At 53.0% G+C, this 22005-nt stretch carries 16 protein-coding genes and 4 pseudogenes; 11 read left to right on the top strand and 9 right to left on the bottom strand.

Going from position 1 to position 22005, the window contains the following annotated elements; genetic code table 11:
* Positions 1–18 precede the first annotated feature (18 nt).
* Both tkt and ampH read left to right on the top strand, forming a co-directional pair.
* Positions 19–2019, top strand: coding sequence for a transketolase (gene tkt / locus KQP84_RS08260; protein ID WP_215845943.1), 2001 nt, complete (start codon positions 19–21; stop codon positions 2017–2019).
* Positions 2020–2169: 150 nt separating this feature from the next.
* A complete protein-coding gene (gene ampH / locus KQP84_RS08255; protein ID WP_215845942.1) occupies positions 2170–3333 on the top strand; it encodes a D-alanyl-D-alanine-carboxypeptidase/endopeptidase AmpH in 1164 nt (387 codons plus the stop codon).
* Here ampH and KQP84_RS08250 read toward each other — a convergent pair.
* Positions 3330–4403 carry a DUF1176 domain-containing protein gene (locus tag KQP84_RS08250; protein WP_215845941.1) on the bottom strand — a complete coding sequence of 358 codons (1074 nt, stop codon included), beginning with the start codon at positions 4401–4403 and terminating at the stop codon, positions 3330–3332. The genes ampH and KQP84_RS08250 overlap by 4 nt on opposite strands.
* Positions 4404–4894: 491 nt before the next feature.
* On the opposite strand from KQP84_RS08250, the pseudogene KQP84_RS08245 reads away from it, so the two are divergent.
* The 8 genes and pseudogenes from KQP84_RS08245 to KQP84_RS08210 all read left to right on the top strand — a co-directional run bounded on the left by KQP84_RS08245 (position 4895) and on the right by KQP84_RS08210 (position 12831).
* Positions 4895–5723, top strand: a pseudogene (locus tag KQP84_RS08245) (DeoR/GlpR family DNA-binding transcription regulator).
* Positions 5724–5734: 11 nt separating this feature from the next.
* Positions 5735–6714 (top strand): annotated as a pseudogene (locus KQP84_RS08240) (substrate-binding domain-containing protein).
* Positions 6715–6716: 2 nt separating this feature from the next.
* On the top strand, positions 6717–8225 hold the full coding sequence (locus KQP84_RS08235) for a sugar ABC transporter ATP-binding protein (RefSeq protein WP_215845940.1): 1509 nt from the start codon (positions 6717–6719) through the stop codon (positions 8223–8225).
* Positions 8218–9206 (top strand): annotated as a pseudogene (locus KQP84_RS08230) (ABC transporter permease). The gene KQP84_RS08235 and the pseudogene KQP84_RS08230 overlap by 8 nt, the downstream one beginning before the upstream one ends.
* Positions 9207–9220: 14 nt before the next feature.
* Positions 9221–10285 carry an ABC transporter permease gene (locus KQP84_RS08225; RefSeq protein ID WP_215845939.1) on the top strand — a complete coding sequence of 355 codons (1065 nt, stop codon included), beginning with the start codon at positions 9221–9223 and terminating at the stop codon, positions 10283–10285.
* Positions 10285–10976, top strand: a pseudogene (alsE, locus tag KQP84_RS08220) (D-allulose 6-phosphate 3-epimerase). The gene KQP84_RS08225 and the pseudogene alsE overlap by 1 nt, the downstream one beginning before the upstream one ends.
* Positions 10973–11869: an allose kinase gene (alsK, locus tag KQP84_RS08215; RefSeq protein WP_215845937.1), complete on the top strand. Its 897-nt coding sequence runs from the start codon at positions 10973–10975 to the stop codon at positions 11867–11869. The pseudogene alsE and the gene alsK overlap by 4 nt, the downstream one beginning before the upstream one ends.
* Positions 11866–12831, top strand: coding sequence for a ribokinase (locus KQP84_RS08210; protein ID WP_215845936.1), 966 nt, complete (start codon positions 11866–11868; stop codon positions 12829–12831). The genes alsK and KQP84_RS08210 overlap by 4 nt, the downstream gene beginning before the upstream one ends.
* On the opposite strand, the gene nudK is transcribed toward KQP84_RS08210, so the two are convergent.
* The 8 genes from nudK to KQP84_RS08170 form a co-directional block, all read right to left on the bottom strand.
* Positions 12821–13399 (bottom strand): GDP-mannose pyrophosphatase NudK, encoded by a 579-nt coding sequence (gene nudK, locus KQP84_RS08205; RefSeq protein WP_215845934.1) that lies wholly within the window; start codon positions 13397–13399, stop codon positions 12821–12823. The genes KQP84_RS08210 and nudK overlap by 11 nt on opposite strands.
* A gap of 122 nt (positions 13400–13521) precedes the next feature.
* A complete protein-coding gene (napC, locus tag KQP84_RS08200) occupies positions 13522–14106 on the bottom strand; it encodes a cytochrome c-type protein NapC (RefSeq protein ID WP_215845933.1) in 585 nt (194 codons plus the stop codon).
* 7 nt (positions 14107–14113) lie between these two features.
* Positions 14114–14545, bottom strand: coding sequence for a nitrate reductase cytochrome c-type subunit (gene napB, locus KQP84_RS08195; RefSeq protein WP_215845931.1), 432 nt, complete (start codon positions 14543–14545; stop codon positions 14114–14116).
* An 11-nt stretch (positions 14546–14556) separates the two neighbouring features.
* The gene (napA, locus tag KQP84_RS08190) at positions 14557–17043 is read right to left on the bottom strand and encodes a nitrate reductase catalytic subunit NapA (RefSeq protein WP_215845929.1); all 2487 of its coding nucleotides are present in this window, start codon (positions 17041–17043) and stop codon (positions 14557–14559) included.
* Positions 17040–17318 carry a chaperone NapD gene (locus KQP84_RS08185; protein WP_215845928.1) on the bottom strand — a complete coding sequence of 93 codons (279 nt, stop codon included), beginning with the start codon at positions 17316–17318 and terminating at the stop codon, positions 17040–17042. The genes napA and KQP84_RS08185 overlap by 4 nt, the downstream gene beginning before the upstream one ends.
* Positions 17311–17781 carry a ferredoxin-type protein NapF gene (gene napF, locus KQP84_RS08180; RefSeq protein ID WP_215845927.1) on the bottom strand — a complete coding sequence of 157 codons (471 nt, stop codon included), beginning with the start codon at positions 17779–17781 and terminating at the stop codon, positions 17311–17313. The genes KQP84_RS08185 and napF overlap by 8 nt, the downstream gene beginning before the upstream one ends.
* A 174-nt stretch (positions 17782–17955) precedes the next feature.
* Positions 17956–19461: an L-asparagine permease gene (ansP, locus tag KQP84_RS08175; RefSeq protein ID WP_215845925.1), complete on the bottom strand. Its 1506-nt coding sequence runs from the start codon at positions 19459–19461 to the stop codon at positions 17956–17958.
* Between the two features lie 273 nt (positions 19462–19734).
* A complete protein-coding gene (locus KQP84_RS08170; RefSeq protein ID WP_215845924.1) occupies positions 19735–20007 on the bottom strand; it encodes a YdgH/BhsA/McbA-like domain containing protein in 273 nt (90 codons plus the stop codon).
* 247 nt (positions 20008–20254) lie between these two features.
* Between KQP84_RS08170 and narQ the strand changes: the two genes are divergently transcribed.
* On the top strand, positions 20255–21943 hold the full coding sequence (narQ, locus tag KQP84_RS08165; RefSeq protein ID WP_215845922.1) for a nitrate/nitrite two-component system sensor histidine kinase NarQ: 1689 nt from the start codon (positions 20255–20257) through the stop codon (positions 21941–21943).
* Positions 21944–22005: the final 62 nt, after the last annotated feature.

Raw genomic sequence — 22005 nt, 5'->3', positions numbered from 1 at the left:
ATAACAAGGGAGAACCCTATGTCATCACGCAGAGAGTTGGCGAACGCGATACGTGCATTAAGTATGGATGCGGTACAGAAAGCAAACTCAGGCCATCCCGGCGCACCCATGGGCATGGCGGACATCGCGGAAGTGTTATGGCGCGATTTCCTGAAACATAATCCAACCAATCCCGCTTTTCTTGATCGTGACCGTTTTATTCTCTCCAACGGTCACGGCTCAATGCTGCTTTATAGCCTGTTGCACCTGAGCGGCTACGATTTACCGATTGAAGAGCTGAAAAACTTCCGCCAGCTGCATTCAAAAACGCCGGGCCACCCAGAAATTGGTTATACACCGGGCGTAGAAACTACCACGGGCCCGCTGGGTCAAGGTCTGGCCAATGCCGTAGGCCTGGCGATTGCCGAGCGCACCTTAGCCGCCCAGTTTAACCGTCCCGATCATGAGATCGTTGACCACTTCACTTATGTGTTCATGGGCGACGGCTGTTTGATGGAAGGTATCTCACACGAAGTGTGTTCACTGGCCGGCACCTTGGGTCTGGGCAAATTGATTGGCTTCTACGATCACAACGGCATCTCCATTGACGGTGAAACAGAAGGCTGGTTTACCGACGATACCCATAAGCGCTTCGAAGCCTATAACTGGCATGTGATCGGTGATATTGATGGGCACGATTCCGAAGCCATCAGCAAGGCGATTAAAGAAGCGCAGAGCGTTACCGATAAGCCATCGCTGATTATTTGCCGCACCGTTATCGGTTTCGGTTCACCGAACAAGGCAGGTAAAGAAGAGGCGCATGGCGCGGCGCTGGGCGAAGAAGAAGTCGCGCTGACACGTAAAAAGCTCGGCTGGAACTATCCGCCGTTCGAAATCCCACAAGATATTTATCAGCAATGGGATGCGAAAACAGCCGGTGCAGAGCACGAAAAAGCGTGGGATGCCAAGCTGGACGCCTACAAGCAAGCCCACCCGGAGTTGGCGCAGGAATTTCTCCGCCGCATGAATGGCGAAATGCCATCGACCTGGGAAGCGGATACCGCGAAATTTATTGCTGACCTGCAGGCAAATCCGCAAAAAATCGCCAGCCGTAAAGCGTCACAAAACTCGCTGGAAGTTTACGGCAAGCTGCTGCCAGAATTCCTTGGCGGTTCCGCGGATCTCGCGCCAAGTAACCTCACCATTTGGTCAGGTTCCAAATCGATTAAAGAGGATCACGCCGGTAACTACATTCACTACGGCGTACGTGAATTTGGTATGACCGCGATTGCCAATGGTATCGCCCATCACGGCGGTTTTGTGCCGTACACCGCCACCTTCCTGATGTTTGTGGAGTACGCACGTAACGCGGCCCGTATGGCAGCGTTGATGAAAGCGCGTCATATCATGGTTTATACCCATGACTCGATTGGCTTGGGTGAAGATGGCCCAACGCACCAGCCGGTTGAGCAGCTCGCCAGCCTGCGTTTGACGCCTAATATGAGCGTCTGGCGTCCTTGCGACCAGGTTGAAACGGCTGTGGCGTGGAAAGCCGCCGTTGAGCGTCATCATGGTCCAACCGCGTTAATTCTGTCGCGTCAAAACCTGGCGCAACCGGAGCGTACGCAAACGCAGATCGACAACATTGCGCGCGGCGGTTATGTGCTGAAAGATTGTGACGGTACGCCGGAAGTGATCCTGATCGCAACAGGTTCCGAGATGGAAATCACGCTGGGCGCTGCGGAGAAGCTGACAACGGGCGGCCACAAAGTTCGCGTGGTGTCGCTACCGTCAACCGATCTGTTTGATGCCCAGGACAGCGCCTATCGTGAATCTGTGCTGCCATCAACGGTGAGAGCGCGTGTTGCCGTGGAAGCCGGAATTGCCGATTACTGGTTCAAATACGTGGGTATTGATGGTGCCATCGTCGGCATGACCACGTTTGGTGAGTCTGCGCCTGCCAGCAAGCTGTTCACGGAGTTTGGCTTCACGATTGAAAATATCGTTAGCCATGCCGAAGCATTACTCAAGCCGGTTTAATGCTTTCGCCCTTCCCGCTTAATCGGGAAGGGCCATTTCAGTTCATAGCCTGAAACATAAAAAAATCTTTTCTCCCCTCTTCCTGTCTCGCCCAAACTGATTACTATAGATTTCCATCCGATTCTTATAGCGAACTCTCGTCTGTTGAAAATGCGCACATCTTATTTACTGGCCTTAATGGTTTCTCTGCTTCCATTAAAAAGCATGGCGCAGGTCGCGCCCGATCCATTACTGGCTTCGCAGATCGTTGATCGCTATGCCGAACACATCTTTTACGGCAGCGGCGCAACCGGTATGGCGCTGGTGGCCATTGACGGTAATCAGCGCGTATTCACTAGCTTTGGTGATACCCGTCCGGGTAATAACGTTCGCCCACAAAAAGATTCCCTGATCCGTATCGCCTCGCTGAGCAAACTGATGACCAGCGAAGTGATGGTTAAAATGGCGGAGCGCGGTCAAATTCGCCTTGATGATCCGCTGAGTAAATATGCACCGCCCGGCACGCGCGTACCCAGCTACAACGGTCAACCTATTCGTCTGATCAACTTATCGACTCACACCAGCGGACTGCCGCGTGAGCAGCCAGGCGGGAAACCTCATCGTCCCGTATTCGTCTGGCCTACGCGCAGCGAACGCTGGAACTGGTTGCCACAGGCAAACCTGAAAGCGGTACCGGGTACCGATGCAGCCTACTCCAATCTCGGTTACGATTTACTGGGCGATGCGTTGTCACGCGCCGCAGGCATGCCCTATCCCGCGCTGTTTCAGCAATTGATTACTCGCCCGCTGGGCATGAAGGACACAACGTTTACGCCTTCACCAGAGCAGTGCGGACGTTTAATGGTGGCTGAGAAAGGTGCCAGCCCCTGTAATAATACGCTGGCGGCAATTGGCAGCGGCGGCGTTTACTCCACACCCGATGATATGGGGCGCTGGATGCAGCAGTTCCTGAATTCAGCCGTCAGCCGACGTACGCCGCAGGTTGATCGTATGCAGACGCTGATTTATCAGCGCAGTCAGCTGCAGAAAGTGCAAGGCATGGATGTGCCGGGCAAAGCCGACGCGTTGGGCATGGGTTGGGTTTATATGGGGCCAAAAGAGGGTCGTCCGGGTATTATTCAAAAAACCGGCGGCGGTGGTGGCTTCATTACCTATATGGCGATGGTGCCGCAGCATAACATCGGCGTGTTTGTCGTGGTTACGCGTTCTCCGCTGACCCGCTTTACACCCATGAGTGATGGCGTAAATAACATGCTGGCTGAACTGGTCGGCAACCAAATCGGTTCACCCATGATGGTTCAAGCCATTCCTTAACGCTGCTGAGGAGTGGAACGCGACTGGCTCACCCACAACGTGGGCCAGTCATCGCTGCTGTGCCACGCGTCGCACGTTGATTCCTCAGCATATTCCGCCAGCACGAAACTGTTGCCATCGAACTGCCAGCGCGATGCTGAACCGCAATCGCCCAAACCGCGACCTTTTCCGAAGGTATAAAGCTGTCCAGTTGCCGCATCGTATTCGGCATTGATCAATTCAAGTTGACGTTCATTAATGGTTGGCGGTGTAAACGGCAGCGTCAGGCTAATTCCCCGCGCCACATAAGGCTGCTCGCGCGTCACTTCGAAAGCTAAATCAATCACGTTATATGCCCCCATTTCACAGCTCACCAACAGCAATGCCTTGGTATCAGTGAGCGGCGACACGCTGACTTCACGCCGCATCGGATCAAGCGAACAGGAATCGGTGTTAACGCGCCAGGTGCCGTAATCGATTAAACCGCTGGTTTCTTCTCGCGTCAGCGCCGCAGGTTGCGGTAGCGCCTCTGGCAGCGCAGGCACTTTAGGCTGCGGCGGCACATCCCAGATTGCGCGATCGCCGCGCTTTATCCAGGCGCTCATGCCGTTAACGCGCCCTTGCACATCATCCATCAGCAGCAGCGCCGCCTTCATGCCGCGCAGGGAGATAAGGGCTTTGGGATCAAACGTGAGTTGCAGGCTTTTGGCTTCCATGACCAGATCAAGAAATTCGTCGATCGCGATGGCGTTGCTGGTAGCGAGATGATGGGACTCGACCGTCCAGTGTTTCAGGTCGGGTTTCAGGCGGCGTTGATCAATCAGCAGGTTGTCTTTCAGATCACCGCCAGGCAGCTCACCGCTGTAGGCGCTGCCGTAGTCGATACGCAGCAACGGGCGATCGTTCACCCCGGCGTGGCGCGAAATCGTCATGACTAATCCATTGTCGCCCGGAATATTGCGTGCCACGCAAAATGCCGCATTGTTGCAGGTCATCTGCCAGTCAGAAAATGACTTTTGCAGTGGATCGGCCCGCACGCTGGCAACAAAAAGAAAAGACAACACTAACAGCGATTTAATCCAATGCAACATTAAGAAAACCGGTCCCCAAATCTTTAAAGTGGAGATGATAACGCAACGGCGAACCCAAAGAAGACCGGAATCTGTGACCGCGCCCAGAAAGCGTTATTAACTGGCTAAAAAGCGTTCATCATCGTGATAAGCCGTAAAGAGTGAAGCTTAGGAAAACATCATCGTTTTTGCAGCGCTTTCGCTCAATCAGATTCATCGGACAATTTGCTCTGTTCTCGAATCGGTCAAATACACAGAAACGGTCAAATACGGTCATGCTATAGTCATTGCCCCTTTCTCGCTTATAACGTGAGTCGATCATGGACATCGCCGTTAATACCGCCTTTTTCGTGATATCAATCACATTTTATTTGTACGCCCCCTCCAAATTTTCATAAAAACTTAATAAACATCACTTTGCTCTCGCACAGCAAATATTGCCCTGTGGAGTCGTGTCCAGGACACATTTTTGCCGTGCGCCATCCAGTACTTTATTGTCATCGGAGGCCAGCATGTTGCCGATTGAACGCCAGCAGCGAATTATTGATGAATTAACAATTAATGGTCGGGTTATCGTCACCGAATTAGTTTCACTGTGTCATGTTTCGCAGGAAACCATTCGTCGAGATTTAAACCAATTAGAAAAACGCGGCCTGTTACAACGTAGCCATGGCGGTGCAGTACTGCCTAAAGGCAAGCAGCCAATATCCAGGGAAATATTCGAGCCATAAATGAATATGAATTATCTTTTCGCCAAAGAATAAATGAACACGTCGATGCCAAAATGGCGATTGCCAAACGTGCGCTCGATTTTATCAGCGTGGGAGATTGTTTATTACTCGATAGCAGTACCACCTGTTTTTATTTGGCGCGGCAATTACCCGATATTGAATTAACGGTATTAACCAATTCATTACGTATTGTGCAGACGCTGGCAGCACGCGGCAGTATTCGCACCATTTGCTTAGGCGGGGAATATTCTGACCGCTATGAAGATTTCCACGGCATTGTTGCCGAACAGCCGTTAAAAGAGTTTCAAATAAACAAGATCTTTTTTCCTGTAGCAGTTTAGGTAACGACGGTTATTTACGTGAAGGCAATGAACATAACGCGCATTTAAAACAGCAAATGATTCTGGCAGCAGAAAGAAAACATCTGTTGATGGACAGCAGTAAATTTTTACGACCCTCATTCGCGCGTATTTGTCATTATCGCGATGTGGATTTTCTCATTACTGACCAATTAAAAGATAAAGAGCTGGAACAAGAACTGGCGTGGAACGGCGTGAATATTATTGATTGTTCACAACGCTCGCAGTCAATGCAGCTAATAAAAAATTAAACGGAGTCTTTATGAAAAAACATCTTATCGCCTGTTCTCTCATCGCCTTGTTTGCTGTTCAGGCCCAAGCTGCGGACAAATTACGCATGGGCATCGTCGTGAAAATTGGTGGTATTCCCTGGTTTAACGCCATGGAAGCGGGCATTAAAAGCCAGGCGGAAAAAGTGGCATCGATGCCTGGATGGTTGGCCCAACGGCGGCTGACCCAGCATTGCAGGTACGTGCAATTGAAGATTTGATTGCGCAGAAAGTCGACATTATTGGTGTGGTACCCAACGATCCGAAAGTACTGGAGCCGGTGCTGCAACGTGCCCGTGACGCCGGAATAAAAGTGATCACGCACGAATCACCGGGTCAGAAATATGCCAACTGGGATTTCGAGTTGGTTGACGCACCCACGCATGGCATCAACCACATGAAAGCGCTGGCACAGTGTATGCACGAAGAGGGCAAATACGCCATGTACGTCGGCAGCCTGACCGTGCCATTGCATCAGGAATGGACTGACGCTGCGCTGAATTACCAAAAAGAACACTATCCAAAAATGCAGATGGTGACCGACAAGTTTGGTGTGGGCGAATCGCTGGATGACTCAATTCGCACCACCAACGAGCTGATGTCTAAATATCCCGATCTGAAAGGCATCATGGCCTTCGGCTCACAAGGCCCAATTGGTGCCGGTCGGGCCGTGATGAACCGCAATAAAATCAATCAAGTTTGCGTTATTGGTGCGTTTAGTCCGGGGCAAGGCGCGCAGTTGGTGAATCGCGGTGCGATCAAAGGTGGCTATATCTGGAACCCGGAAACGGCTGGCGAAGTGTTTGTACGGGTCGCCGAAATGATGCAGAAAAACCAGCCGATTAAACAGGGTATGACTATCGAAGGTTTGGGCAACGTCAACGTGGATGAAGCTAATCACACCATCATCGGTAACAACACCGAAAGCCTGGACAAAGCCAACCTGCCGAAACTGATCAAACTGGGGCTGTAACCATGGAACGTGTCGAACCACAGACGCTCATCGTCCTCGACAATCTGTCAAAGACGTTTGGCGGTAACCGCGCACTGAGCGATATTTCGCTAACACTACTGGAAGGCGAAGTGCACTGCCTTGCCGGAACCAACGGCTGTGGCAAGAGTACGTTAATCAAAGTCATTTCCGGGGTGCATGCCCCGGACAGTGGCAGCCAGATCCGCCTTGGCAACAGCAGCCAGGGTTTTTCCAGGCTGACATCGCGTCAGGCGCGTGACTTTGGTATCCAGGTGATTTATCAGGATCTGTCACTGTTTCCGAACCTAAGCGTCGCCGAAAACATCGGTTTCGAACACAATCTGCGTGGTCTGTTTGGCTGGCATCGCGCAGGAAAACTGCGTGCCAGCGCACAGCGTATTGTTGAAGAGCTAAATTTCGACCTGAATTTAGATCTAAAAGTGGCGGAGCTTTCCATCGCTCAGCGTCAGCAGGTGGCGATTTGCCGCGCGCTGGTCGCAGATGCCCGATTGGTGATTATGGATGAACCCACCGCGTCGCTGACGCGCACCGAAGTCAACCAGCTGCTGCGCACCGTGCGCTATCTGAAAGAGAAGAACATTTGCGTGGTGTTTGTCAGCCATCGACTCGATGAAGTGCTGGAAATATCCGACCGCGTGACGGTTATCCGAGATGGTCGCAAAATGGGCTGTTGGTCAGCGCGTGATATGACTCCGCACCATCTGACCGAACTCATGACCGGCCTAAAGCTGGATTACTCGTTGAAATCCCCTTCTCACAATCCTGACCGCGTGATGCTCGAAGTCGAGCGGCTAAGCCGCGCCGGGCAATATCACGATGTGAGTTTTCGTCTGTTCGAAGGCGAAGTGTTGGGGTTATGCGGCCTGCTTGGCTCCGGGCGCACTGAACTGGCGCTGTCACTGTTTGGTATGACCAAACCGGACAGCGGTAAAATCTGGCTCGACAGCAAACCGGTACGTTTTCGTGGGCATGAAGATGCCATCAAAGCCGGAATCGGTTACGTATCCGAAGATCGGCTGACACTGGGTTTAGTGCAGCAGCAATCGGTGGCCGACAACATGGTGCTGCCGATCCTCGACAAGCTGCAAAACCGTTTTCACATTATTGACGAATACCGCAAGAACAAGCTGATCTTACAGTGGATCCAGCAGCTCGGCGTACGCGTGACCGATCCCAACCTGGCCATTTCCACCCTTTCTGGCGGTAATCAGCAGAAAATCGTGTTGGCAAAATGGGTGCTGACGCAACCCCGTATTCTGATCCTCGACTCGCCAACCGTTGGCGTAGATGTCGGTGCAAAAGCCAGCATCTATCAATTAATCCACGAACTGGCGCGTGAAGGATTGTCGATCATCCTGATTTCCGACGAAGTACCGGAAGTTTGGTACAACTGCGACCGTATTCTGCACTTTCGCGACGGCACCATTCATGCCGAATATCAACCCGATACCGTTGAACAACAACAGCTGGCGGAGGTGATCAATGCCTGACTTCTCTCGTTTACGCCCACATTCCAGTCAGGGTTGGCTCACTTGGGTGATGCTGGCATTTATTGTTTTTTCTCAGTGGCCAGCGACCAGTTTCTCAGCGTGCAAAATTTGTTAGACCTGGCGGAAAGCTACGCCGTAACCGGCATTTTCGCCCTCGGATTGTTTGTTGTCTTGGTCACTGGCGGCATCGATATCTCCTTTGCTGCGGTGGCTTCGGTGGTGCAGTACCTGATCGCCTCGCTGTTTGTGCACTACCAGTTTGATAATGCCCTTTTGAGCATTGTGCTGGCGATTGTCTGCGGCACGCTGTTTGGTGTGCTCAACGCCTGGTTGATTACCACGCTGCGAGTGGTGTCGATCATCATCACCATCAGTATGCAATCGCTGCTGTTTGGCCTGCTGATGTGGATGACGGGCGGACGCAGCCTGTATGCGCTGCCGGATTGGTGGATCACCTTGCGTAACGTGCTGCCGTTTGAATGGCAGGGCCAAACTTTCCAGGTCGGTTTGCCGCTGATCACCATGCTGATTATTGCCGCACTCACCGCCGTGATGCTGAACAAAACCCATTTAGGCCGTCAGCTCTATGCGGTGGGCGGTGATGCCGAATCAGCGCGGCGCGTGGGTATCCGGGTTGGCTTGATTCACCTGTTCGCTTACGGCTGGCTGGGTGCAATGGCGGCGATTGGCGGATTAGTACAGGTCTATCGCATGGGTGAAGTGGTACCGAATGCGTTGGTTGGTGGTGAGCTGGATGTACTGGCAGCAACGGTGCTGGGCGGCGCGAGCCTGATGGGCGGCAAAGGCACGGTTAGCGGCACACTGATGGGCGTGTTCCTGATCGCCATCCTAAAAAATGGCCTCAACCTGATTGGCGTCTCTAACTACTTCATGAACATTGTGGTCGGCAGCGTAATCATGGTGGCGATTGCTGTCACTCACTACAAAAAACGCAAAGAAACTGACGTTAGTTTTGTCTGACGGAAGGAGGCGCTATGAAAAGATTTTCTGCATCGTTATCGGCATTGAAACCGGACGGCACCAATATTGGACTGATGTTACTGATCGCGTTTGCACTGGCGCTGTTCAGTATCTTGCTGCCGGGCCGTTTTCTCACTGACTCGACCTTCCTCAGCATGGCGTTTCAGCTGCCGGAGCTGGGCTTGCTGACGCTGGCCATGTTCATCGCCATTTTAAGTGGTGGCCTGAATCTGGCGATTATTACCACCGCCAACCTGACCAGCTTATTTATTGCGTGGGTGCTGTTGAGCATGCTGCCAGACGGTGCCAGCACAGGTCAGCAACTGTTATGGCTGGCGCTGGCGGTGATTGGCGCGATGATCATCGCCCTTGTGATTGGTGTGATAACTGGCGTGATGGTAACGCGTATTGGCGCTCATCCGATTCTGGTTACGCTCGCCACCATGATGACCATCAACGGCATTGGTATTTGGCTGACCAAAGGTGCAGCGGTAAGCGGTATGCCCGCCGTAGTGCGCGCCTTGGGTTCCAACACCTTGCTGGGCGTGCCGTTGCCGCTGTGGGTATTCCTGATTGCCGCCGCGCTGCTGGCTCTGTTCCTTGGTAAAACCCGTGCAGGTAAATGCATTTACATGGGTGGCAGCAATATCAACGCCACCTGGTTTAGTGGCGTGAATACGCATCGCATGGTGGTGCTGGTGTACGTCATTTCTAGCCTGCTGTGCGTGCTGGCGGGGCTGATCATGATGGCACGCTTCAATTCGGCGCGAATGGGTTACGGCGACGCCTACTTATTGCTGACCGTGCTGGCCATCATCCTCGGCGGCACCGATCCCAACGGCGGATTCGGACGCGTCACCGGCGTGGTGCTGGCATTGGTTGCGCTGCAAATCCTCTCTACCGGCTTCAACTTAATGAACATCAGCCAGCACGTCAGCCTCGCCATGTGGGGAGCGGTGTTAATCGTGGTGCTGGCCTTTAAACAGGGTAAAGCCCGACTCAATGAAAGCCGTGCCGTTAAGCGCAGCAAACTGCTGAGCACGGCGTTAAATCCTCTGACTCACAAAAAGGAAGTATGATGCGTATTCAAATCTCTCCGTCATTGATGTGCATGAATTTAATGGAGATCAAGCAGCAATTGTCTGTGTTGAACTCGCGAGCAGACTTCCTGCACGTTGATATTATGGATGGTCACTACGTAAAAAATATTACGCTGTCGCCGTTTTTCATTGAGCAGATTCGCCCCCATACGCCAGTAGCCATTGATGTGCATTTAATGGTGGAGCATCCCAACGATTTTATCGAAGCCGTGGCCAAAGCCGGGGCAGATTATATTTGCCCACACGCTGAGACCATCAACCGCGACGCGTTTCGGGTGATTAATCACATCCGTAGCCTGGGAAAAAAGTGGGTATCGTACTGAACCCGGCCACACCGGTTTCGTTTATTCATCACTACATTCATCTGCTCGACAAGATCACCGTGATGACCGTCGATCCGGGCTACGCCGGGCAGCCTTTCATTCCAGAAATGGTGCAAAAAATTCAGGAGCTAAAAGCGCTGAAGCTGGCGCATGGCCATCGCTATTTAATTGAAATTGATGGCTCCTGTAATCAACGCACCTATAGCACTTTGCTGGACGCAGGTGCAGAAGTGCTCATTGTCGGCACATCCGGCCTGTTTACTATTCATGACGATCTCGCTACCGCCTGGACCATGATGCGTGACAGTATCGATACGGCGCAGGGCTTGCAGCAGGAGTCGGCATGAAATCACGCTGGCTTGGCATTGACATTGGCGGCACCAGTACACGCTTGCAGCTGATGGAAGAAGGTCGGGCATGGTCCGGCTTTCGTAAAGTGTCCACCGCCAGCTGGGCGCAACAACCGGATGCGCTCGCCGCGCTGGGCAATGTCATCAGTGAAACCTTAGAACAGCAGCCGGTTAGCGGTGTGATGCTCGGTTTACCCGGCATTCTCAGTCGCGACCGGCAGCAGGTTATTTCACTGCCCTTTATTCAGGCGCTGGATAACCAGCCGGTTGCCGCCATGCTCAGTCGCAGGCTCAAGGTTCCAGTGGCAATGGATAAAGACGTTAACCACCTGATGCTATGGGATTTAATGCAGCTCGATCCCGTGCCAAACTGCGCGGTAGGTTTGTATCCCGGTACGGGCATGGGTAACAGCTTGTGGCTGGAAGGTCGGTTTTATCACGGTCATCATGGTGGCGCAGGAGAATTGGGGCATGTGCCGTTGTCCGGTAATTCCCTGCCCTGCCCTTGCGGTAACATGGGATGCGCGGAAACCTTAACCTCCGGGCATTGGCTAAGTCGCTGGGCCGCTAAATATGCGGCTGAAACCGACATGTCGCAACTGTTCACCCTACAGGGCGCTCACCCGGATTTGCAGGCGTTTGTGCAACGCTTAGCGGAACTCATTGCTACAGAGATGAATATTCTCGATCCAGAATATTTGATTCTTGGCGGTGGCGTGCTGTCGATGACAGATTTCCCGCTGGCTAGCTTGCGCAGCCGTATTCAGCAACATCTGCGTCCACCGGTAACGCGCGAGGGTCTGAAGATTATTTTCAGCCATGCTACCGATCATACCGGTTGTCGTGGCGCCTGCCTCGCAGCCGAACGGCGCTTCAGGAGTGAAGAATGAAAGGCAAAGTCTGTGTTTTTGGATCGTTCAACCTTGATGTTGTCGCCGGTATGACGCGCTTTCCGCTGCCGGGTGAATCACTGATTGCGCAACACAGCATGATGGGCCCCGGCGGTAAAGGCGCAAATCAGGCCACCGCCGCGTTGCGGGCAGGCGCTCGGGTGCATTACATCGGTAAAGTCGGCAATGATGATTTTGGCACGTTTGCCCGACGCCATCTGGAAAAGACCGGCTTTGATGCGATTACGCTGTTTACGTGTAAAGAAAAACCCACCGGCAATGCGTTGATTTATGTCGCCGGTAACGATGCGGAAAATATGATTTCGGTTTATCCGGGCGCGAATTTAACCGTCTCCGCCGCCGAAGTGACGCGCTGCCAGCCAACGGTAGCCGCGGCAGATATTCTCCTGGTGCAGCTGGAGAATAATCTTAGTGCAATAACCCGCATGATTGATAACGCCCGTGCAGCGAACACGTTCGTCATTCTGAATCCAGCACCGTTTCAGAAGATCAGCGACAGGCTGCTCGCCAAGGTTGATTTACTTACGCCCAACAGCACGGAAGCGACGCTGTTAACAGGCGTGACGATAACCGATATCTCCTGCGCGCAACGCGCCGCGGAAAGATTGCATCGCAAAGGTGCGCGTCAGGTGATCATTACTTTGGGTACCGCCGGCGCGCTGCTTTCTACGGAAAACCAGCAGTTACGTATTCCCCTGTTTCCCGCCACGCCACAGGACACTACCGGTGCAGGCGATGCATTTAACGGTGCGCTTGCTGCACGTTTGGCGGCGGGCGAATCGCTGGAACAGGCGGCTTTATTTGCGGCGGCGTTTGCTTCGGTGTGTGTAGAGCGTGCAGGCGCGGCACATTCTATGCCGTCCTACGCGGAAGCCTTATCGCGTCTGCACGCGCATCCGGAATGCCAACCTAATCTGCTGGCCGAAGATGTTAAGGCTTAAGCCAGCCCGCAATCTGGGCGTGCTGCAATAGCATGATGGTTTTGCCGTCGCGGATGCGCCCATCTTTCACCATCGCGAGTGCATCAGGGAATGTCATTTCCAGCACATCAATATCTTCATCTTCTACGCCGCCGCCCGCGTTGTCGCGCAGCGAATCATTATATTCAGCGGCAAAGAAATGAATCAGTTCCGTTACGCCGCCCGGCGACATATAGCAGGCATAGAGTTTTTCTACCTGGCCCACCGCGTAACCGGTTTCTTCTATCGCCTCTTTACGAATGCAATCTTCCGGCGAATCGTCATCGAGTAATCCTGCGCAGGCTTCAATCAGCATGCCGCTTTCATTACCGTTGATGTAGGTCGCGATGCGAAACTGGCGCGTCAGCACCACACTGTTTTTATCACGGTTGTAGAGCAGAATTGTAGCGCCGTTGCCTCGGTCGTAAACTTCGCGTTTGTGGCGCAGCACTTCACCTTTTTTATCGGTGAGTTCATAGGTGAAGTTGCGCAGAACAAACCAGTTCTCAGACAGCAACTTATCTTTGATAATATTGATCTTTAACGACATAAGGTCTCCGCTACGTCTTTAAGGGGAGCCTGACATCATAGGACGGTGCCGTTCAGAAAACTATCTGAAACTGGTGCTGAAAGAGAATTTAGCGCACCGCGAGCGGCGGTGCGCTAATGAGGTTAAAAGCCGTTTGGCTGATCTTTCATATCTGGCAAGTGGTGCGCGATGCCTTTGTGGCAGTCGATACAGGTTTGCCCGGTTTCTACCGCTTTAGCATGCATTTTCGACGCAACGGTTTTCTGCTGGGTGAAATCCATGTAATCGAAGTTGTGGCAGTTTCGACACTCCTGCGAGTTGTTGTTCTTCATCCTGCGCCATTCGTTCTGCGCCAACTTGATACGGTGATCCTCAAACTTCTGTGGGGTATCAATCAGGCCAAAAATCTTGGCATAAACCTCTTTGCTCGCCTGAATTTTACGGATCATTTTCGGACCCCATTCATGCGGCACGTGGCAATCCGGGCAGGTTGCGCGTACACCGCTGCGGTTGTTGTAATGTACCGTTTGCATATATTCCTGATAAACGTTGTTGCGCATCTCATGACAGCCGATACAGAACTGCTCGCGGTTGGTCAACTCCATGCCGGTATTAAAGCCGCCCCAGAAGAGGATGCCTGCGCCAAAGCCAATCAGCAGTAAAGTGCCAAGCGCAAGACGACTTGGACGTCGCCACCAGCGCCACAGGCGTAAAAGTCGCTGTTTCATCCTCGCCTCACCGGCCAAAACCGGCGGCAGGCCGGAAGCTGTTTTCGACAATCGGCTTGGCATCGGTTTGCGGTACATGACACTGCAAACAGAAGTAGCGGCGCGGCGATACACTGCTGCTTACGCTGCCGTCGCGATCGGTGAAGTGCGTTGGGCTGACACGCGGCGCACCGGTGGTGAGATAACTTTGTGTACCGTGACATTGCAGGCAACGGTTCACATTCTTCGTGACCTGATAACCCTCCACGCTGTGCGGGATCACCGGCGGTTGGTTGACATAGTTTAGTGGCATTCTGCCCTGCTGCTTCGGCTGAAAAATCGCGCCACGGTGCCCAGCGTTAACTTCCGGCGAGGCGGAGAGATCGGCGCTTTCGTTAGCCCAGACTGCGCCGCCCAGTATCAGGGCGGCAAGAGTGATAAAGGTAATGATCGTTTTCATTGCGTCCTGCCTTAAATTTTAACCAGCTTAACGGCGCATTTTTTATAATCGTTCTGTTTTGAGAGCGGATCGGTCGCGTCCAGCGTAATGTTGTTCGCCATCACACCCGCATCAAAAAACGGCATGAAAACCAGCCCTTGCGGCGGTTGGTTACGACCCCGCGTTTCCACATGAGCGAAAGTTTCCCCGCGACGTGAAACCACACGCACCTGCTCGCCACGGCGTAAACCGCGCGATTTCGCATCCAGCGGATGAATGTAAAGCAGCGCTTCCGGCACAGCGCGATGCAACTCCGGCACGCGGCGCGTCATGGTGCCGGTGTGCCAGTGCTCCAGCACGCGACCGGTACAGAACCATAAGTTGTATTCCTCATCCGGCATTTCCGCTGGTGGCTCGTACGGCAGCGCAAAAATCACCGCTTTGCCGTCTGGCTGGCCATAAAAACGCACGCTTTCACCGGTTTTCACGTAGCTGTCGTAACCTTCGCGGTAGCGCCAGCGGGTCTCTTTTCCCTCCACCACGGGCCAGCGCAAGCCACGTGCTTCGTGATAAGCATCGAACGGCGCAAGGTCGTGACCATGACCGCGACCAAAGCTGGCGTACTCTTCAAACAAGCCTTTTTGCAGATAGAAGCCAAACGCACGTGCTTCATCATTCAGGCGATCGTCTGCCACTTCACTCAGCGGAAACCGGTCAACCTGACCATTTGCGTAAAGCACGTCATAAAGTGTTTTGCCACGCAGACTGGGATCCTGCGCCAGCAGTTCTTCCGGCCACACCTCTTCTAACCTGAAGCGTTTAGAGAAATTCACGATCTGCCAGAGATCAGATTTTGCTTCGCCCGGCGCTTTGACCTGCTGATGCCAAAACTGCGTGCGGCGCTCGGCGTTGCCATACGCGCCCTCTTTTTCTACCCACATTGCGGTAGGCAAAATGAGGTCCGCAGATAAGGCGCTGACGGTGGGATAAGGATCGGAGACCACTACGAAGTTTTGCGGATCGCGCCAACCTGGCATGCGATCTTCGGTGAGATTTGGCCCGGCCTGCATGTTGTTGTTACACATTGACCAATAGGCGTTGAGCTTGCCATCTTTCAGTGCGCGATCTTGCGCCACTGCATGTAAACCGATTTTGGCGGGAATGGTGCCGCTCGGCAGCTTCCACAGCTTTTCAGCCAGCGCCCGGTGCTTATCATTGTTCACCACCATATCAGCGGGCAGACGATGGGAAAACGTACCCACTTCACGCGCCGTACCGCAGGCGGAAGGCTGGCCGGTCAGCGAGAACGGGCCGGTGCCGGGACGCGAGATTTTACCGGTCAGCAAATGCAGGTTGTAGCAGAGGTTATTTGCCCAGACACCGCGCGTGTGCTGGTTGAAACCCATGGTCCAGTATGAAACCACTTTCACGTTTGGATCGGCATAAAGTTCAGCCAATGCCAGCAGTTGATCCTGCTCTACGCCGCTCATCTGGCTGGCTTTCTCAACGGTATATTCGGAGACGTGTCGGGCAAATTGTTCAAAGTTGATCGGCGTTGAATCACCGCTGTCCGGGTTTTTCGCCGTGCTTTGACGTGGATCGCCAGGACGCAAACCGTAGCCAATATCCGTTGCGCCTTTACGTAAGGTGACGTGACGTGCCAGGAAATCTTTGTCGACCCGATTGGTTTGAATGATGTAGTTGGCGATGAAATTCATGATCACCAGATCGGTCTGCGGCGTAAAGACCATCGCATTGTCGGCTAATTCAAAGCTGCGGTGACGGTAAGTTGAAAGCACCGCCACTTTGACGTTTTCATTGCTGAGGCGGCGCGCTGTCAAGCGTGACCAGAGAATCGGATGCATCTCGGCCATGTTTGAGCCCCACAGCACAAAGGCGTCGGCCTGTTCGATATCATCGTAGCAGCCCATTGGCTCATCCATGCCGAAGGTACGCATAAAACCCACCACCGCCGATGCCATGCAGTGACGCGCGTTAGGATCAAGGTTATTGGTACGAAAACCGGCTTTCATCAATTTAGAGGCGGCATAACCTTCCCATACCGTCCACTGACCTGAGCCGAACATGCCTACCGATTCTGGCCCCTTGGCTTTCAGCGCTGCTTTGAATTTTTCCTCCATGATGTCGAATGCTTGATCCCAGGAAACCGGGGAAAACTCGCCGTTCTTGTCATAACGTCCGTCGATCATGCGCAGCAAAGGCTGTGTCAGACGATCTTTTCCATACATGATCTTGGGCAGGAAATAGCCTTTGATACAGTTCAGACCGCGGTTCACTTCTGCTTGTGGATCGCCTTGCGAGGCCACCACACGCCCATTCTGCGTTCCTACCAGCACGCCGCAGCCGGTGCCACAAAAGCGGCACGGCGCTTTTTCCCAACGAATCGGTTCACCCATGCCAGGCGTGGCTTGCGTCACCGTCGGGATGGTTAAACCGGCGGCCATCGCGGCCGCAGCCGCCGCGTTAGCTTTCATAAAATCACGACGACTTACGCTCATGATGCTTCCTTACTCTGTTCCAGCTCTTCATCCTGCTGGTGATAGACCAGCGAAACGGCTAACACGCCGGGAATCTCTCGCGTTGACTCAATATTTCTCAGCAGGCTGGCGGCATCGGGTGCGCCCAACGTCACGGCCAGCGAGCCTTTCTCTTCTGATGCCGCCGCGATTGCCGCGTCATCCATTGCCAGTAACGCTGACTGCACTGCGGCGATATCCGCCGCGCGCGCCTGAATTACCAGGCCGCAAACATGCCAGCTATTTTCATTACGCATGCGCTAATCCTGTTGCAGAGACCGGGCAAAGCGCGATGCAGGCGCCGCATCCGGTACAGTTTTCGGGGTGAACTTCCGGTTGCGCTACGCCCAACCTGTTGAAGTGGAATGTTATGGCTTGCTGCTCACAACTCTCCTGACAGCTGCGACAGTTCACGCCCTGAAAAGCGATACAGCGCTCATCAATTTTTATTCTGAGTGGCCAAGGCTGAGTATCACGTAAGGTGAATAACGGCTGTGGGCAAGCATCCGCGCAGTCACCGCAAAAGGTGCATTCACCTTGTGAAAAATCTATCTGCGGCTCGCTGCCAGAAAGCAGAACAATAATTTGCGTGTCGCATGCGTCAACACAGCGTGCGCAGCCATCACAGCCGGGGTGATGACGCCACCAAGGCAACGTGAAACCGTTCGGCGTATTCGTGCGTCGTTGCCCGGTTAAAAATCCCCTGCGTGACAGCGCCATTGCGCCCTCGTCGAATGAATAGTGTGTTGGCGCGTAAAATAGCCTGAGGGTTTACAGGGGTATATCACTCGAAGGGAGTAATTCCTGAAGGTGGATCAAAGGAAGGGGAAGCAGTATGAGGCGAGATCAAAAAAGCCAGCCCGAAGGCTGGCTTTAACGGATGATCAACGCAATTTAGTGCGAGGCTTCATCGACCAGTTTGCTGGGTTTAACATCATCATCATGGCTGTGCAGATGATCATGTTCGGTCTGAGCGATGGCATTAACGCGCTTGCGCACGCCAAACCAACCAAGCACCAGCACCACAGCAATCAACGGAATTGAGGCGATGGTGTAGGTACCGTTTGGATAATCGAATGCCATTAACACCAGGACGCTGAACAGGAACAGCAGCGTCAGCCACGAGGTAAACGGCGCGCCTGGCAGCTTAAAGCTAACATCATCCGCTTTGCCCTCTTTGATCGCTTTACGCAGGCGCAACTGACACACCACGATAAACGCCCATGAAGAGATGATGCCCAGCGAAGCGATGTTCAGGACAATCTCAAACACCTGCGACGGCACATAATAGTTCAGCACCACGCCAATGATGTAAACGCCAATGGTGACCAAAATGCCGGCGTAAGGGACTTGCTGTCCACTCATCTTTGACATGAATTTTGGCGCCGAGCCGCCCATCGACATAGAGCGCAGAATACGGCCCGTTGAATAGAGGCCCGAGTTCAGACTCGACAGCGCGGCACTCAGCACGACGATATTCATGATGCTACCAATGTAAGGCATACCGAGTTTCGAGAAGAAAGTAACGAACGGGCTTTGACCCGCCTGATACGCATTCCACGGCAGTAACAACACCAGTAAAACAACCGAGCCAACGTAGAACAGGCCAATACGCCAAATCACGCTGTTGATCGCCTTAGGCAGCATGGTCTGTGGATCTTTACATTCGCCAGCGGCCGTTCCGACTAACTCGATAGAAGCGAAGGCAAAAACGACACCCTGAATCAAGACCAATGCAGGCAGCAAGCCGTGCGGGAACATACCGCCATTATCGGTGATCAAATGGAAGCCAGTGGTATTGCCATCCAACGGTTTGCCGGTGCCCAAAAACACCACACCAACCACCAGAAAAATCACAATCGCCAGCACTTTGATCAGCGCAAACCAGAACTCCATTTCAGCGAACCATTTCACACCAATCATATTCATGGTGCCAACAATGGCCAGCGCGCCAAGGGCAAATACCCATTGCGGCACATCACCAAACGCGCCCCAATAATGCATATAAAGCGCCACGGCGGTGATGTCCACGATACCGGTCATTGCCCAGTTAACGAAGTACATCCAGCCAGCCACATATGACGCTTTCTCACCGAGAAATTCGCGTGCATAAGAGACAAAATTGCCGCTGCTTGGACGGTGTAAAACCAGTTCGCCCAAAGCACGTAAGATAAAGAAAGAGAAGATACCGCAGACTAAGTAGATGATGGCTAACGCCGGGCCAGCCGCTTGTAAACGCGCACCAGCACCGAGAAACAAGCCGGTACCGATGGCACCACCAATCGCAATCATTTGAACGTGACGGTTGCCCATCGCTTTTTGGTAGCCGGTGTCATGAGAGTTCAGCCAGCGTCTTTTCGCAGCGCGCATCTCGGCTGCAGATTTTTTCGTAGATTTCATAGCTTTCCTGTTTGTCCTGACCATCAATCCACGGCAAACCAATCGTTTGCGTTAAACCGTGCGAAATGGGGTATTTTCCTCTGTGCGCCAGCCTGTGAGTGAGAAGAAAGCGGCGCGGGAATTTACGGCGATGAATCCTACCCGTTCTGCGTGAACGAAGCAAAATATACCGCTGGGATGCACAGGTTGAATTGTAAGAAGGGTTTTTAACGCACAAAAAAACCGGCCATTGGCGGGCCGGTAAAAGCTACAGGGATGGAAAGTGGATCGAGATTAACGATAAATTTCTGCGGTGCCGGTCCACAAGCTGGAATCGCCTGGATTATCAACACCTATAACACGGTAATGGCTTGCGCCCATCTCTTCGGCTTTTTGTGAAAGTTGTTCTGTGGCGTCATCCATAGAACCTCTTACACTGGAGACAGAAACGCTACCTAAACTTTGCATGCCTTGCGCCTGCTCTCGATCAATAGGCGCGGCCGCCAGGGCTGTAAATGAAGCAGAAGCCAGCAGGGCACCGGCCAGAACTGCAGTCAGTTTTTTCATGGGATGCTCCTAAGCAAGATGATTTCGGTTATTACGGTATGAATTATTAGCGCCATAATGAAAGCCAACATGGTCACACTGTAAACTTGTTTAATCTTTAACCACCACCAGGTTTTTAATCCTGGATACTGTCAGTTTAGGTTGTTTTTTGTACAACCTGTAACAGTCTGTCTGAATATTGCGGGGCGTTGCTTGGCGCGGTACGCCGACTCTTTTATAATCCCGCGCTCAAACCAGGGATATTAAGGTGATTGTGAAACGTTCTGTTACTCGCAGTATTGCCCAAGCGCTTACCGCTATCGTTCTGCTATCACTGTTGAGCACTGGCTTGGCCCTGATCACGCTTTCCAGCAGCCTGCGCGACGCGGAAGCCATCAATCTGGCCGGTTCTTTACGTATGCAGAGCTATCGTTTGGCGTGGGACGCCACGCGTGAACCGCAACAGCTCGCGCATCATTTAACTCTTTACCAGCAGACGCTGGACGCACCGGCATTACACAATCTTGATCGCCCTTGGGTACCGCAAGAAGTAATTAATCGCTATCACCGACTGCGCAGCGCCTGGCCGCAGCTGCAACAAAATCTGCAACAGGGTGATGCCAACCTCTACCAACAGCAGGTCGCAATTTACGTCAACGAAATTGATCGTTTCGTGCTGGGATTGCAGCATTACGCTGAAGTGAAGATGCATTTGGTCGCTGTCAGTAGCCTGGTGGGCTTGATCGCCATTGTGGCGCTGGCGTTGATGACGATTCGTTTTACCCGCCAGCAAGTGGTTGGCCCGTTGAACGCACTGGTTACTGCCAGTCGCTACATTGAGAGCGGTAATTTCGCTTTTCCTCCACTGAATGTCGTGCAGGAAAATGAACTCAAGGTGCTGTCGCAAACCTTTAGCGGCATGGCATCACGGTTGCAAACGCATTATCAGCTGCTGCAAAGCACGGTACGGACGAAAACAAGCGATCTAACCGAAGCTAATCGCACCCTTTCGCTGCTGTACAACAGCTCGCAGATGTTGACCGCCAGCCCGCTGCATCCCGCGCTATTTGAAAGTGTGCTAGCGAACGTGCTGGCGAATGAAAAGGTAGAGGCAATTCGGCTGGAAAGTGACAAGTTTTTGTTTTGTGCGGGAGTGAGTCGCAGCGAAAAAGCGTGGCAGCGCGTGCCATTGCAGCAGGACGAGCAGCAAATTGGCGAACTGTGCTGGCAAGCGTCTGATAGCGAACCACCTGAAGCGTTAATGCGCAGCCTGGCGGCCATGTTGGGGCGCGCCATCTGGATTTGGCAAACTCAAAAGCAATATCAACAGATGCTGCTGATTGAGGAGCGCGCCACTATTGCACGCGAACTGCATGATTCGCTGGCGCAGGGGCTTTCATTTTTACGTATCCAACTTACGCTGTTACGCCGCACCGTGGATAAATCTGATCAGGCCGCACATACAATCATCGCAGACTTTGATCGTGCGCTGGCCGATGTTTATCGTCAGCTGCGAGAATTACTGGCGACCTTTCGTCTGACTATCGAACAAGCCGATTTAGTCGCAGCAATGCAGGCGATGATTTTGCCGCTGCAAGAACAGGTTGATGCGCATATCAGTTTTGATTATCAGCCGGGATTACAAAGCCTTGATGCACAGCAGCAGGTGCACGTGTTGCAGATTGCGCGCGAAGCAGTCGTGAACGCCATTCGTCATGCTAACGCGAGCAAAATTGCGGTGGAGTATCAGCGAACCGACGAGGGCGAGCATCTGCTGACCATCACCGATGATGGCGTCGGCATTGCCAGCATCGATGAACCGCCGGGACATTACGGCTTAACCACAATGGCAGAACGGGCTGCACGACTATCGGGCAGCTTAAGCATCAGTGCGCAAGCGCAGGGAACACAGGTGGCGTTGCGCTTCTCGCCGCGTCCGCCTCATCCGCTTGAATAGCGAGATAAAAAGCGTAACCGCAAACAGACTGTTCAAGGCACGATAGCGTCTTTTTACTAGGA

The organism is Candidatus Pantoea bituminis (assembly GCF_018842675.1).
GTDB classification, from domain to species: domain Bacteria; phylum Pseudomonadota; class Gammaproteobacteria; order Enterobacterales; family Enterobacteriaceae; genus Pantoea; species Pantoea phytostimulans.
The sequence above is the reverse complement of the archived record's forward strand: the minus strand, read 5'-3'. Positions and strand labels throughout refer to the sequence as shown.

Bases quoted from the DNA above. Each gene is read 5' to 3' on its own strand.
- nudK (WP_215845934.1), bottom strand. From the start codon at position 13,399: ATGTCGTTAAAGATCAATATTATCAAAGATAAGTTGCTGTCTGAGAAC.
- ansP (WP_215845925.1), bottom strand. From the start codon at position 19,461: ATGAAATCTACGAAAAAATCTGCAGCCGAGATGCGCGCTGCGAAAAGA.
- napC (WP_215845933.1), bottom strand. From the start codon at position 14,106: ATGAAACAGCGACTTTTACGCCTGTGGCGCTGGTGGCGACGTCCAAGT.
- napB (WP_215845931.1), bottom strand. From the start codon at position 14,545: ATGAAAACGATCATTACCTTTATCACTCTTGCCGCCCTGATACTGGGC.
- ampH (WP_215845942.1), top strand. From the start codon at position 2,170: ATGCGCACATCTTATTTACTGGCCTTAATGGTTTCTCTGCTTCCATTA.
- napF (WP_215845927.1), bottom strand. From the start codon at position 17,781: ATGGCGCTGTCACGCAGGGGATTTTTAACCGGGCAACGACGCACGAAT.
- KQP84_RS08170 (WP_215845924.1), bottom strand. From the start codon at position 20,007: ATGAAAAAACTGACTGCAGTTCTGGCCGGTGCCCTGCTGGCTTCTGCT.
- KQP84_RS08185 (WP_215845928.1), bottom strand. From the start codon at position 17,318: ATGCGTAATGAAAATAGCTGGCATGTTTGCGGCCTGGTAATTCAGGCG.
- tkt (WP_215845943.1), top strand. From the start codon at position 19: ATGTCATCACGCAGAGAGTTGGCGAACGCGATACGTGCATTAAGTATG.
- napA (WP_215845929.1), bottom strand. From the start codon at position 17,043: ATGAGCGTAAGTCGTCGTGATTTTATGAAAGCTAACGCGGCGGCTGCG.
- KQP84_RS08225 (WP_215845939.1), top strand. From the start codon at position 9,221: ATGAAAAGATTTTCTGCATCGTTATCGGCATTGAAACCGGACGGCACC.
- KQP84_RS08210 (WP_215845936.1), top strand. From the start codon at position 11,866: ATGAAAGGCAAAGTCTGTGTTTTTGGATCGTTCAACCTTGATGTTGTC.
- alsK (WP_215845937.1), top strand. From the start codon at position 10,973: ATGAAATCACGCTGGCTTGGCATTGACATTGGCGGCACCAGTACACGC.
- KQP84_RS08250 (WP_215845941.1), bottom strand. From the start codon at position 4,403: ATGTTGCATTGGATTAAATCGCTGTTAGTGTTGTCTTTTCTTTTTGTT.
- KQP84_RS08235 (WP_215845940.1), top strand. From the start codon at position 6,717: ATGGAACGTGTCGAACCACAGACGCTCATCGTCCTCGACAATCTGTCA.